Origin of the sequence: Acetobacter sp. DmW_043, from assembly GCF_002153485.1 — a bacterium.
Classification (GTDB): Bacteria; Pseudomonadota; Alphaproteobacteria; order Acetobacterales; family Acetobacteraceae; genus Acetobacter; species Acetobacter thailandicus.
In genome coordinates this window covers 1-12,595 of the sequence record NZ_JOMN01000006.1, presented here as the reverse complement: position 1 = coordinate 12,595, position 12,595 = coordinate 1, and the positions used below count along the sequence as shown (strand labels likewise).

General features: G+C 53.2%; 12 protein-coding genes. 8 read left to right on the top strand and 4 right to left on the bottom strand.

The features are described from left to right. Positions 1-46 precede the first annotated feature (46 nt). Positions 47-1,120: an AraC family transcriptional regulator gene (locus tag HK11_RS01585; RefSeq protein ID WP_086553599.1), complete on the top strand. Its 1,074-nt coding sequence runs from the start codon at positions 47-49 to the stop codon at positions 1,118-1,120. A gap of 3 nt (positions 1,121-1,123) precedes the next feature. Here the strand turns inward: HK11_RS01585 and HK11_RS01580 are convergent, their stop codons facing one another. Further along, entirely contained in the window at positions 1,124-1,729 is a 606-nt protein-coding gene (locus HK11_RS01580; RefSeq protein ID WP_086553598.1) for a LysR substrate-binding domain-containing protein, read from the bottom strand. After that, complete coding sequence (locus HK11_RS01575) at positions 1,611-2,036, bottom strand: LysR family transcriptional regulator (RefSeq protein ID WP_086553597.1); 426 nt, start codon at positions 2,034-2,036, stop codon at positions 1,611-1,613. Before HK11_RS01575 ends, HK11_RS01580 begins: the two co-directional genes overlap by 119 nt. A 114-nt stretch (positions 2,037-2,150) precedes the next feature. On the opposite strand from HK11_RS01575, the gene HK11_RS01570 reads away from it, so the two are divergent. Together HK11_RS01570 and HK11_RS01565 are read left to right on the top strand one after the other, a co-directional pair. Beyond that, positions 2,151-2,858 (top strand): RraA family protein, encoded by a 708-nt coding sequence (locus tag HK11_RS01570; protein WP_086553596.1) that lies wholly within the window; start codon positions 2,151-2,153, stop codon positions 2,856-2,858. 129 nt (positions 2,859-2,987) lie between these two features. Beyond that, positions 2,988-4,238, top strand: coding sequence for a 2-hydroxycarboxylate transporter family protein (locus HK11_RS01565; protein WP_158092773.1), 1,251 nt, complete (start codon positions 2,988-2,990; stop codon positions 4,236-4,238). 130 nt (positions 4,239-4,368) lie between these two features. On the opposite strand, the gene HK11_RS01560 is transcribed toward HK11_RS01565, so the two are convergent. Next, positions 4,369-5,841 carry a phosphomannomutase gene (locus HK11_RS01560; RefSeq protein WP_086553594.1) on the bottom strand — a complete coding sequence of 491 codons (1,473 nt, stop codon included), beginning with the start codon at positions 5,839-5,841 and terminating at the stop codon, positions 4,369-4,371. Between the two features lie 317 nt (positions 5,842-6,158). On the opposite strand from HK11_RS01560, the gene HK11_RS01555 reads away from it, so the two are divergent. Beyond that, complete coding sequence (locus HK11_RS01555) at positions 6,159-6,905, top strand: SDR family NAD(P)-dependent oxidoreductase (protein ID WP_086553593.1); 747 nt, start codon at positions 6,159-6,161, stop codon at positions 6,903-6,905. Positions 6,906-6,947: 42 nt separating this feature from the next. On the opposite strand, the gene HK11_RS01550 is transcribed toward HK11_RS01555, so the two are convergent. Next, complete coding sequence (locus tag HK11_RS01550; RefSeq protein WP_086553592.1) at positions 6,948-7,322, bottom strand: YidH family protein; 375 nt, start codon at positions 7,320-7,322, stop codon at positions 6,948-6,950. Between the two features lie 153 nt (positions 7,323-7,475). Here HK11_RS01550 and HK11_RS01545 point away from each other — a divergent pair, with 153 nt between their 5' ends. From HK11_RS01545 to HK11_RS01530, 4 genes are all read left to right on the top strand, one after another. Further along, entirely contained in the window at positions 7,476-8,108 is a 633-nt protein-coding gene (locus HK11_RS01545; protein ID WP_086553591.1) for an EcsC family protein, read from the top strand. Between the two features lie 446 nt (positions 8,109-8,554). Then, positions 8,555-10,720 (top strand): FUSC family protein, encoded by a 2,166-nt coding sequence (locus HK11_RS01540; RefSeq protein ID WP_086553613.1) that lies wholly within the window; start codon positions 8,555-8,557, stop codon positions 10,718-10,720. Positions 10,721-10,742: 22 nt separating this feature from the next. Further along, positions 10,743-11,399, top strand: a complete 657-nt coding sequence (locus HK11_RS01535) for a GNAT family N-acetyltransferase (RefSeq protein ID WP_233127738.1) — start codon at positions 10,743-10,745, stop codon at positions 11,397-11,399. A gap of 113 nt (positions 11,400-11,512) precedes the next feature. Continuing rightward, on the top strand, positions 11,513-12,487 hold the full coding sequence (locus HK11_RS01530; RefSeq protein WP_158092772.1) for an SPFH domain-containing protein: 975 nt from the start codon (positions 11,513-11,515) through the stop codon (positions 12,485-12,487). The last annotated feature ends 108 nt before the right edge of the window (positions 12,488-12,595 follow it).

Sequence of the window (12,595 nt, the reverse complement as noted above, 5' to 3'; positions counted from 1 at the left end):
ATCTAAAATAGTATTACTGGAGCGCAGAGCGAGGGGCGGGAGCATCATGTCATCTTCTTCAAGAGGATCAGGTCGGCAGACAGAGTTGCAGTCTCATGTTCTTGCCTCAGCAGCGACAGGGGCAGAGCTGTTTCTGAGCGAATCAGGGGGGGATGTTGAGCGCATTGCCGGGCGGGCGGGGCTGTCTCCCTCACAGTTTGCCCTGCCGACCGAACATCTCGACCTGGCGGGCTATTGCCGCCTTTTTACTGAAGCTGCGGTTGATACGCGTGACGGCAATATTGGCCTGCGTTTTGGTCAGCAGTTTATGCCGCGTCAGCTCGGGCTTGTGGGGTATGTCGCACTTTGCTCTGCCACGGTGGAGGAGGCCGTGCGTAATCTGGCTGCCTGTTTTGGCTATCATCAGAGCCGCACTTTTACCGGGCTGGCTGAAACGGATGATGATTTTACCCTTGAATATATGATTACCGACCCTGCTATTCAGGATCGCCGCCAGGATGCTGAACTGACACTGGGGATGTTTTGTAATATTTTGCGGGCTGGTCTCGGGCCTGAGTGGCAGCCCCGGCTTGTGCGTTTTGCTCATGCGCAGCCTGAGCAGGCCACAGCGCACCGGGATGCTTTTCAGGCTGATATTCGTTTTGGATGCGCAACTAATGCGCTGGTTTTTTCGAGCAAAGGTCTTTCGGCTCCCATGCCGGGAGCAGACCCGATATTGCTTGATGTGGTCCGTTCCTCCCTGCAGGCACTGGGGCGGGCAGAGGCTGCGGCGCAAATTGCACAACCCGCAGACAGTAAGCTCTCTCTTAAAGAGCAGGTGATGCAGCATTTGCAGGGGCTGCTGCCCCATGGTGCGTTTGAACTGAATGAGGTGGCACAGAGCATGTCTCTGCCTGCCTGGACCCTGCAGCGCAGGCTCTCCCAGTTTGATCTGTCTTATTCAGCCCTGCTGGAGGAAACCCGGCAGAGAGCGGCCCTGCATCTGCTGAGCCTGCCCCATGTTGATGTGAGTGAGATCGCTGCCCGCCTTGGTTATGCTGAAACAAGTGCTTTCAGCCGTGCATTCAGGCGGTGGTTTGGTGTTTCACCCCGCGCCTGGCGGCAAAGCAACGGGGGCTAAGGGTCAGACTGTCACAAGCGGGGCATCAAGGCGCGTTGAGTGCAGCAGGTCAGTAAAGCGCTGCACAGTGGGGGTGCGCCAGTCTTTGACAACTGTAAGGCCCAGCGCGCGTGGCATCGTGAGTGCCGCAATGGGCAGCTCTTTGAGTTGTGGCTCCTGCACCTGGCGGGCCAGCATATGGCGCGAGATAAAACAGAGCATGTCACTATGAGCAATCATCGGCAGTAGCAGAGGGGTAGCATTGACCTCTATCTGAGCCTGCGGAGGGGGCAGTTTATGGTGCCTGAACTGTGCATCAAGCCATAAGCGGCTGGCAACCTCACGCACGGGCAACACCCAGTGCGCCTGTGCGACATCTTCAGGGCTTACATCAGTTTTTTTAAAAAGCGGGTGGCGGCTGCTGGCTGCAACAACGACTGTATCCTCTAACAGCGGGTATGCTGTGAAAAGTGCATCATCTGGTGTGACCAGGCCCAGAATAGCGTCGATATCACCCTGCTGTAGTTTTTCGCGTAGTGTGTAGTTCATTCCGACCAGAATGGTCACTTTGACACCGGGCATATGCCGGGTGAGCAGGGCACAGACAGTGGGCAGAAATAACTCTGACATCACAGGGCCACAGCCAAGGCGCAGGGTGCCGGCATCGCCCGAGGCAAAGTCCTGCTATGTCACGCAGGGCGTTAGCATTGATCACATTCAGGCGACGGGCCTGCTGCAACAGGGCTTCACCCACGGGGGTAAGGCGAATGCCGCGCCCTTCGCGTTCAAACAGCCTGGCGCCGATATTCTGCTCAAGCCGGGCAATACATTTGCTTACAGCTGGCTGGCTCAGGTTAAGCTGCTCGGCAGCTGCGCGCACATGGCCCAGCCCGGCAATGACTTCAAAATAGCGCAGATCGCGGGAATCAAGATGCATGTCTGATAACCAGAAGTTATTAATACCTGAAAATTATTGAATAGATATTTACGAAATGGGAAGCCTAATCTGCGATCAGTTTTTCGCCATATCGCAGATGCAGGAGAGCTGATCATGAGTTATATCGTTCCCGATGAGCAGTACAGCTGGCCGCCGGGCTGGCGTATTCTGCCTAATGGTGCGGCAATCGCGGCTGATGTGCTTGAGGCCTGGCGGACTGTTCCCGTTGCAGTCGCGGGTGATTGTATGGGCCGCAGCATCGGGGCAACAGGGTTGCGGCCTTATCATCCTGATATTCATACGCCTGTCTGTGGCCGGGCTGTTACGGTGCGTACCCGCCCGGGTGATAACCTGATTATTCATAAAGCCCTGCTGATGGCAGAGCCGGGTGATGTGGTTGTGATTGATGCCGGGGGCTCAACCGAGCAGGCTATTGTGGGCGGGCTGATGCGCACAACAGCCCTGGCACGTAAACTGGGTGGCTTCGTGATTGATGGTGCCGTGCGCGACCTGGCTGAGTGGGATGAAGGGGGCATGGCCTGTTTTGCAAGAGGCCACACTCATCGCGGGCCAGCTAAAGATGGTCCGGGTGCTGTTAATATTCCCATCAGCTGTGGCGGGCTGGTTGTCATGCCGGGTGACCTGCTGCTGGCTGATGCTGATGGTATTATTGCCATTCCTGTCGCTGAGCTGCCCTCTCTGATGCCAAAAGTACAGGCGCACCTCGTGAAAGAGGAAAATATCCGCCAGACGAACGCACGCGAAAAGGGCGATTCAGAACGTATTGATACGTTGCTGCGCAGCAAAGGGGTAATGGTTTAGCCCCCTGACTTTTTTCTGTCTCCTTCAATGAAAAAGAATACAATGAATAAACATTCTTTGAGAGACACAGGTTTTTCATCTCCGCCTTTGTCATTATGGCAAAGGGTGGCGGCATTTCGGATCTCATTAATGCCGCTGCCTGTTTTTCTGATAGCTGCTGCCTGCGTCATCATTCTGGTGGTGCAGGGCAGGGTAAGTTCTGATTTATGTATTATGTCTGTTGTGCTGGCTGTGTGTTCATACCCGCTGGCCGAAATCGGGCACTGCATACCGGGTTTTCGTTCGGTGGGCGGGGCTGTTATTCTCAACACATTTCTGCCGTCAGCTCTCGTATTTTACGGGTTGCTGCCACACCCGCTTGAGAGCGCGATTACCGCCTTTTATAAACAGAGTAATTTTCTCTATCTTTTTGTAACAGCTGTAGTTGTTGGCAGCATTTTTTCGATGAACCGAAAAACTCTTCTTGCCAATATCATCAAGGTATTAAACCCTCTTGCTGTGGCCTCCCTTGTGGCTTTTGGTGTGGGCATGGCTGTTGGCCTGCTGTGCGGGCTTGATGCAAAATATATTCTGTTTTTTATTCTTGTGCCGGTTATGGCCGGTGGTGTGGGCGAGGGGGCAGTGCCTCTTGCTACCGGCTATGCGGCGATAACGCATCAGTCAGAGGCGTCTCTCATCGGCGGGCTGCTGCCTATTGTGGCTATGGCGAATATCTGCGCCATTGTCATTGCAGGCGGGCTGCACACTCTTGGGGTGCGTAAACCCGCGCTGACAGGCAATGGCAACCTGCTGATTATGGACGCAGAGAATGATGAGGCTGACCCGCAGGTTCATCTCCCCCTTATTTCTGACCCGGGGCGCGTGGCGACATCAGGCCTGGCTTTGATTACGCTTTATGGCGTGTCGTCTGTTATTGAGCATGTTATCTCATTTCCTGCACCGCTCATCATGCTCTTTCTCGCCATTATGCTGAAAACAGGCCATCTGATCCCGGTGAGTATGGAAGAGGGCGCCCGCTGGATTTACCGGTTTTTTGCCACGTCGTGCACCTATCCGCTCATGTTTTGTATTGGTGTTGTGCTAACCCCCTGGCAGCCGCTGGTTGCGGCTTTTTCACCGGCTATTTGCATAACAGTGGCATGCACCGTGGCGGCGCTGGCCGGCACCGGTTTTATAATGGCCCGGTTTTTACGCATGTATCCGGTTGAGGCCGCGATGATCATGGTCTGCCATGCCAGCTCAGGCGGTGCGGGCGATGTGGCGATACTCAGCGCGGGGGAGCGCCTTTCGCTCATGGCGAGTGCTCAGGTTGCCACTAAGATTGGTGGTTTTGTGACCGTAACACTTGCTTTGCTGGTTTATGCCTGGCTGCATCACTGAAAGATTGCGTAACACCCTGAATTTTTCATGAGTTTTCACTCAGTGTTGAAAGCCATGACATGACCCGGAGGAAGAGAGAGAGAGAGACAATCCAGTCTGTTACAGCGGTTCATCCTGCTCTCTTCGCATATTAGTCGCGCCAGCGGCTGACCTGTCTGAGCGCCAGGGTGAGCAGGGCACGGGCACGCTCAGCATTATCAGCCTCAACATACACCCGCAGCTCAGGTGCATTGCCTGATGGGCGCAGATGCACAATTTCGCCAGAGGCAAAAGTGAGCCTTACGCCATCCGTCAGGTTGATATCCTCCGGCATACCACAGGCCTTGCTGAGTGCACTGACGGTTTCATCCCGCTCTGGTGCGCTCAGCAGTGCTTGCAGGCGTGCTTTACTGGTGTCAGTTGGCATCTCTTTCAGGCGGTCACTGTCAGTGATGCGCGCGGGCAGGCTGGCAACAAGTGCTGACAGGCAGCGGCCAGGTATGCGCTGGCTGGCTACCAGAGCGCACAGCATGGGCAAAACAGAGTCACGCGTAGGCAGGGCTGTAATAGTGCGCCCGTTAAGGGTTACAGGGCTTGCCAGCAAAAAACCGCCATTGGCTTCGTAACCTACAGCCGGGGTGTGCCCGGCAGAGGCAGCCGCGTTCATCGCGTCAATGACATAGGGTGAACCAATGCGGGTACGTATGGCGTGGCTGGTGAGCTGACTGCGCTCAAGGGCTGTATTGCTGCTGACCGGGGTGGTGACGCTGCCTGCTTTTAAAAACTGAGCGGTTAACAGGCCAAGCGTATCGCCCCGCAGCCAGGTGCCGGTTTCGTCAGCCAGAAGCGGGCGGTCTGAGTCGCCGTCGGTCGTGAGGATAGCATCAAACGTACCGGCGCTGCTCCATTCGCGCGCCAGAATGACATCTTCGGGGCGGACAGCCTCAGTATCAACCGGAATAAAGGTTTCTGAACGCCCGAGCGGTGTAACCTCAGCCCCCAGTGTCTGCATAATCTGCATCAGCACATCACGCCCTACGGCAGAGTGATGATAAATGCCAAGTCTAAGGCCTTTCAGCGCGTCTGTGCCAAAAAAATCTGTATAGCGGGCGATAAATGGCGGGAGAATATCAGTGACGGGCGGGAAAGCGGGCGGGCTGATCAGTGCGCCATGTGTGTCAGTCAGCCCGTCAGGTAGTGTAACATCCTGAGAGAGCATGCCCTGCTCGTCAGTTTTAAGGAACTCCCCGCAGGCCCGGTTGAATTTAATACCGTTACGGTCATCGGGAATGTGGCTGCCGGTGATCATGAGTGAGGGCATGTTTCGGGCATAGGCAAAAGAACATAAAGCAGGTGATGGTACAGCCCCGCAAAAAACGACCTTGCCTCCCATATCCTCAATAGCGGCAATGCAGGCTTTCATAATATGAGGGGTGCTTGGGCGCAGGTCCCCTGCAACAGCAACGGGGCTGCCGGGTTTAAACTCTCCCTGCGTTGCCAGATAGAGAAGGTAGCCTTTTGTGCATATATAGCACAGCTCATCTGTCAGAGCACTGACCAGCCCGCGTACACCACTGGTACCAAAAGCAACGGCTGACTGTTTCATCCATGCAGCAATGTTCATTGTGTCGTGGGCCTTTTGTGCTTTGTTCATCTGTTGTTTTTAAACAACAGAGAGGAGATACCCTTCTTTTAAAATGATGTCACACGTAAAGCGCATGGTTTACTCTTGACTTCATGCAATATAAGAGTGAATTATAAAATTAAAATTCATTAATAATTTTACAGGTAATATATTTAAAAGTATGATTTAACAGATTATTTTTAATGTATTTTTCGTAATAATATATACTGTATGCCGGTTTTGCTCTGAACCGCCGGCCGGGGCACGCAGCGCACTGAACGATAGTATCAGGTTTTTTAAAAAGAGAATTTATTGCAATGAGTAAAAAGATTATTATCCTTGGTGCGCTTTCTGCCATGGCTGAGGCAACAGCCCTCCGTTATGCCCGTCAGGGGGCTGAGTTTGTGCTTGTGGCCCGCAACGGCCTGCGGGCTGAGCAGCTGGCCCAGCAGCTCGAAGCCGCCGGTGCAGTGCGGTGCACGACACGTGTCACGGACGATGCCTGTGAGCAGGGGGCTGATTTTTCTTTCGGCAGGATGGTGGCTGACCTTGGCGGGCATGTTGACCTTGTTTTCGTGTTTTATGGTTTTCTGAGCCATCAGAGCAACGTAAAACAGCGTATGGTCGGGCCTGCTATTGTTCGTTCAAATTTTTCAGGGGCTGTTCAGTGGTGTCAGGCTGCGGCTGCGCAGCTTGAAAAACAGCGCAGTGGTGTGCTGGTTGCTGTGTGTTCTGTTGTTTCAGATCAGGTGCGTCATTCAAATGATGCCGGTGAGGCGGCTCATACCGGCCTCTCTCGTCTGATAGAAACATTATCACAGCGGTTACGCCCTTTTGGGGCGTCTGCGGTTGTGGCAAAACTTGACCTGCTTGATGGGCCGGTGATGTCCTCACATACTGACAATTATATGCTGTGGGCGACACCTGCCCGTGTGGCTGAGCAGCTGGTAATGATCGCTCAGGACCCGGTTGAGCCGATCGTCTATATTCCCTGCCTGTGGCGCAAAGTCACAGCAGTTGTACGCGACCTGCCTGCGCGTATTTTACATAAAATCAGAGCGTAATATCCAGTCCGGTTAGCGGGGGGACTGCCAAGAGCGGTCGGCTCAGAAAGACAGCTCTTTGATCAGGGCAATCAGCACGGTTATGCCAAGGCCGGCGAGCGCTATTGTTGTAATCAGCTCCATGACCGGTCTTTCGGGGGTGTGCAGCGTTTCATCTCTGATTTCTTTACGTGTGCGACAAAAACGCCGGTAAGAGAGAAGGAATAACGCAATACCCAGTGTGACGAAGGTAATGCCCAGCACAGCAGTAGCCTGATGCGTATTGCCGCTTTCAGACAGGTTTTGTGCCACTGTCAGGCGCAGAAAAAGATTAAATTTGGCGAGCACTGCTCCAAAAGCAACCATGGCCAGAGCCGTGCGGACCCAGGCCAGAAATGTGCGCTCATTGGCAGCGTGGTCACTGTAACGGGGAATCATAGGATATCGTTATCCTTTATATATCTGGTGATAGACTAACATACTGTTTCATATAAATTATCTTTTTATTTAAGAACAGAATGGTAAGTTGACGAGAAAAAATAACCGTCAGTATATAGCAAACATTTTGTTATAAAGCAGAATGCGACGGGGATGTCAGATAAAAAATCAGGTGTTATTGAGAAAGCGCTTGAGTGGGGCTACGAAAAAGCTGTGTCAGGTGGTGGCGTTTTAGGCACAGCTCAGGAGCTGGCTGATGAGTATCTTCATTCTAATGGTCATAATCTGAAAGAAGCAGCCAATAGTTTAATACGGTGGCAGAATACTAAAGCAGCAACCGGTGGTTTTGTTACAAATCTTGGTGGGCTGGTCACACTTCCTGCAGCTATTCCTGCCAATATGGCATCGAGTATGTACATACAATTACGTATGATCGCCGGTATTGCCCACATGGGCGGGCACAATGTACTTGATGACAGAGTGAAAACATTATGTTTTGTCTGTATGACAGGCAATAGTGCGTCCGAAGTGATGAAAACTGCCGGTGTGCAGATAGGTACTAAATTTACGGCATCAGCGATCCAGAAATATATAACCGGAGAGATGATTAAAACGATTAATAAAGCTGTTGGCTTCAGACTGATGACAAAAGCCGGCACAACAGGCGTTCTGAACTTAACTAAAATGGTGCCTTTAGTGGGTGGTGTTGTCGGTGGTGCATTTGATGGCGTAACGACAAATATTATAGGTAATACTGCCAGAAAGACATTTATTCCTGAAGGCTAATGTCGGATTTTTGAGGTAAAAAAATGGTTATGAGGCCCCGAAAGCCGTATTTGCTTGTGCAGTGTCAAAAGTGCACATGGCATGCGTTTTTTTATCAGAAAAGTGATTGTTTGGTTTATCCTCATGTGTGTCCTGTATGTGGTGACCAGGACCCGCAGCTGAGATTTATGAGCTTCTGGGAAAAGGTGCGTTTTTTATCCGGATGGCCCGGATGGCCCGGATGGCGCTGATAGCCAGTTAGTTATTCTCTGAGTGAGGGGTTGTCCCCCCACTCAGAGCGGTTCGCCTATGACAAGATGGTATGACAGCTTGTGTCTTATCCGGGGTATGACGGAGGGCATGAGAGCGCAAAATATCCGAAAAGACGGGTGGGGCAGAGCGTGAGGTATACCGCATCTTCTGTCAGTCAGTTTTATCAGCGTCTGGCTGGTTTTACCCGGCAGCTTATGGCTCAGGATGGCAGGCCGCGTCGTCTTGATCATTTTCGCTGGCTTTATGCCCCCGATTTTTTATCGTTTGGTTATGCAGTGCGCACAACGATTTCCTCGCTTATTGCGCTGGGTATCGCATTGTGGTGGGAGCTTGGCAGCCCGCAGTGGGCAGCACTTACTGTGTGGATGATAGCTCAGGGTACGCGTGGTAAATCGATCGCCAAAGCGCGCTGGCATATGTTCGGCATGGTTGTGGGCACGATCTGCGCTGTGACACTGGTGGCCTGCATGCCGCAGGCGCCGCTTTTATATGTATTGTTCCTGGCCGCAGGTATTGGCGGGTTTTGTTTTATCGGCACGCTGCTGCCTGGTCCTCCGACCATGACCAACTACCGTATACATGGCATGCGTGCCTCGGGTTTTACTTACGCGATTATCGCACTTGATGGTGCCGCGGCACCGCATCATATTTTTGATATCGCTATGGCACGTGCGACCTATATTACACTGGGTATCGTGGTTGAAACGGTTATATCATCGCTGTTTCAGTATCGTCTGGAAAACCGTGCGAAAAACAGGCTGGCAGCAAATTTTGTGCAGGCTTTTGGCGGCGCCACCCGCACGCTGATCAGCACCATAAAGGGTGACCGTCAGGCTGTTGTCTCTTCATCCGATGTCTTCGGGACTATCCTGACCCTGAGTGACCAGATCGAGTTTGCTGAAATTGAAATGGGTAAACACCATCATGAGGGTGATCATGCCAGGGCAGCACTCGCGGCCATGACGGTGCTGCTCTCACGGGGGATGGAACTGTTAGCCCTGCAAGGCACGGTGGCGGAGAAGGGGAGCGATTTTCAGCAGATTATTGAACAGACAGAGCGCTTTTTGCAGGTTTTACCTGACAGGTTACAGGCTGATATGTCTGCTGTTCCGGTGCTGGCTGAACTGGTGCAGCTTCAGGGGCTTTGCCGCTCAATGGCCGCACTCTGCCTTGAGGCTGAAATGACGGCCGCAGTTCGCCCCCCTGTTGATATGCAGCGTGAAGGGATTATCGCCGGGCAGGGGCAGCTTTTACACAAGCTTAATGAGGTGCTGAACGAACTGCGGCTTACGCTTGAGCAGTTTGAGATGAGCCGTAACCCTCAGCCGCACGACACGTTTCATTATGGTATGCATAGCTACCGTGACTGGCCGGTGGCGATTACGAACAGTTTGCGGGCTTCGGTTACTATCTTTTTCGCCGGGCTGATATGGATCACAACCGCCTGGCCTGATGGTCTTACATTTCTGATGTTTGTTTCCATTGTCTGTTCGTTATTCTCCACACTTGAGCAGCCTGCTCTGGCGACACGGGCCTTTCTCCATGGCACATTATGTTCAGTGCTTGCCTGTGGCGTGCTCGATTTGTGGGTGATGTCACACCCCACGACATACGAGATGCTGGCTATGTGTCTGGCTGTACCTATGCTGCTGGGGGGGCTGGCTTTTGCGTCTCCTGCTCTGGTGCTGGGGGCGGTGGCCTATAATCTGTTTCTGCCTATTCTGGTCGGCCCGATGAACCAGGGGCGGATGGATGAGCTGCTTTATTTTAACACGGCGTTGCCGCTCGTTTTATCAATGACATATGTCATGTGGATGTATCGCGTTTTCCTGCCGGTTGATCCTGATGGTTTGCGCTGGGATATGCGTGCGGGCATTTTACGTCTGATGCGGCGCCTGGCGACCTGGAGCAATCCTCCGTCACCAGCCGAGGTGATTGGCCGGGGGATTGAGAATTTTGTTTCTCTTTCTTCTATATCAGGGGATAAGAAATCTCTTGTTTTGCAAAGCTATATCAGTGGCGTGTTATCAGCCATTACGATCGGGCTTAATATTCTGAGCCTGCGGGCCATTATGTCACGGCATGTCCTGTCATCAGAGGCCGAGCGGGCGGTACAGCTCCTGCTGCGTCGTATGCAGCATTTCTCAGGGCGATATGGACGCCAGTACGGGCGCACAGCCCGGGCGGCGCACCTGGCTGCCCTGCGTCTTCAGCGCTGTGAACGTATGGAGATGAATTTGTCGGTGCGTGAGGAGATGCTGCGTGCGCTGGCAAGCCTGCAGGTGATAGAAGCTGAACTTACGCATAATAAGGAATTTTTTGATGCCTCATCCCCCTATATGGCCCAGCGACTGCTATAATAAACCACAGGAGGATCAGAGGGTGTGTTCAGACTGGCAGGGCGCGCCCGCGCCTGAGCGTAAAAGGCTGGAGGGCACGTTTACGGCACTCGTGCCCCTGGATGCCGCACAGCATACACAGACATTATTCGAGGCGGCGACAGCCCCTGGAGCAGAGGCACGCTTCAGGTATCTTTTTGACGAGGTGCCTGCAAACCCTGCGGCACAACACGCCTGGACAGAGAAGGCCGCTGCCGGTCAGGACCCGTTATTTTTTGCGGTTATTGATAAAGTGACCGGGCGGGCCGAGGGGCGACAGGCTCTGATGCGCACCAGCACAGCCCATGGTGTAACAGAAATTGGCAGTATTTTATGGGGGCCGGCCATAGCCCGTACGCGTGTTGCAACAGAAGCACTCTTCCTTATGGCGGATTATGTTTTTGCTCTGGGCTACAGGCGGCTTGAGTGGAAGTGTGATAACGCAAATGAACCCTCAAAGCGTGCAGCAGAGCGTTTTGGTTTCAGGTTTGAGGGGCTTTTTCGCCAGCACATGGTTGTAAAAGGCCATAACCGTGACACCGCCTGGTTTGCGATAACTGACCAGGAATGGCCCCGCCTGCGTGCAGGTTATAAGCGCTGGCTTGCCGCTGATAATTTCGGGGCTGACGGGCAGCAGCATAGCAGACTGAGCTTTGTTTAATATTCTGCCTGATTATTGAAAAAGATAGCCGTGCAGAAGTCGGACTGCTAGTATCCGCCTGGCTCAGGGCAGCATTAATGGCCCGTTTCTTCTGTAATAAAGGGTCTTTTTTAATGGTTGGTACTTTATCGTCTGAGCCTGTGCCAGATGTTGAAAATAAAAAGCGCGTCACGCAGCGTATTGCTGAGCGTGTACTTTTTTCGATGAGTGCCTGGGCTGCGCTGGGCGTCGGTGTGTTGCTGGCGCTTCCGGCTCTGTTTTGTATCACGCATTTTGATCCCGACCTCCCTGGTGTGGGCGCGGTGGCAGGGCCTGCTGTGGGTGCGACCCTGCTGATATTTGCTTTACTCGTCCTTAAGGGGCTGGTTGTGCTGCAACCGAATCAGGCCGTTGTGTGTCTGTTTCTGGGGGCTTATCGTGGCACTCTGGCGCGCCCGGGTTTCTGGTGGATAAACCCGTTTTATTCTCGTGAGAAAGTCTCTTTACGACTGAAAACGGAAGAAAGCGGCCCCCTGAAGGTCAATGATGCTGTGGGCAACCCGGTTGAGATCGGGGCTGTTATTATCTGGCGCGTGTCAGAGGCTGCCTGTGCATTGCTCGAGGTTGATGATTATCAGGACTATGTTGCCGCACAAAGTGAAACAACGCTGCGGGTGCTGGCAAGCCAGTATCCTTACGATCCGACCGAACAGCCTGATGCCACAGGCCACCCGCCTGAGCACCCCATTCACTCTGGCCTGACACTGCGTGACGGCAGCGATGCCCTGGCCGGCCTGTTGCTTAACGAGTTACAGCAGCGCATGGTTTCTGTGGGGATAGAGATTGTTGAAGCGCGCATTTCTCACCTTGCCTATGCTCCTGAAATTGCCGGGGCAATGTTGCGTAAGCAGGCTGCCAGTGCGGTTATTTCTGCCCGGCGTATCATTACCGAAGGGGCAGTTGCTATTATTGATGATGCGCTGAACAGCCTTGAAAAGCGTATGGGCGCGCCGCTTCCACCTGAGCAGCGTGCTGCAATGATTTCAAATCTGCTGGTCGTGCTGATTGGCGACCGTGAGGCCACGCCGACGGTTAATGCCGGTATGTAACAGGGGCCGCTGCACAATACGCCTTAACTGTATGCTAAGGCGTATCAGGTGGAGGGTTCGAAGAACCGTTGGTTGATGCGCTTGGTTCGTGATTTCAGGCTTTTGGCG

Bases quoted from the DNA above. Each gene is read 5' to 3' on its own strand.
- HK11_RS01575 (WP_086553597.1), bottom strand. From the start codon at position 2,036: ATGCATCTTGATTCCCGCGATCTGCGCTATTTTGAAGTCATTGCCGGG.
- HK11_RS01580 (WP_086553598.1), bottom strand. From the start codon at position 1,729: ATGTCAGAGTTATTTCTGCCCACTGTCTGTGCCCTGCTCACCCGGCAT.
- HK11_RS01555 (WP_086553593.1), top strand. From the start codon at position 6,159: ATGAGTAAAAAGATTATTATCCTTGGTGCGCTTTCTGCCATGGCTGAG.
- HK11_RS01545 (WP_086553591.1), top strand. From the start codon at position 7,476: ATGTCAGATAAAAAATCAGGTGTTATTGAGAAAGCGCTTGAGTGGGGC.
- HK11_RS01570 (WP_086553596.1), top strand. From the start codon at position 2,151: ATGAGTTATATCGTTCCCGATGAGCAGTACAGCTGGCCGCCGGGCTGG.
- HK11_RS01560 (WP_086553594.1), bottom strand. From the start codon at position 5,841: ATGAACATTGCTGCATGGATGAAACAGTCAGCCGTTGCTTTTGGTACC.
- HK11_RS01550 (WP_086553592.1), bottom strand. From the start codon at position 7,322: ATGATTCCCCGTTACAGTGACCACGCTGCCAATGAGCGCACATTTCTG.
- HK11_RS01585 (WP_086553599.1), top strand. From the start codon at position 47: ATGTCATCTTCTTCAAGAGGATCAGGTCGGCAGACAGAGTTGCAGTCT.
- HK11_RS01565 (WP_158092773.1), top strand. From the start codon at position 2,988: ATGCCGCTGCCTGTTTTTCTGATAGCTGCTGCCTGCGTCATCATTCTG.
- HK11_RS01530 (WP_158092772.1), top strand. From the start codon at position 11,513: ATGGTTGGTACTTTATCGTCTGAGCCTGTGCCAGATGTTGAAAATAAA.
- HK11_RS01540 (WP_086553613.1), top strand. From the start codon at position 8,555: ATGGCTCAGGATGGCAGGCCGCGTCGTCTTGATCATTTTCGCTGGCTT.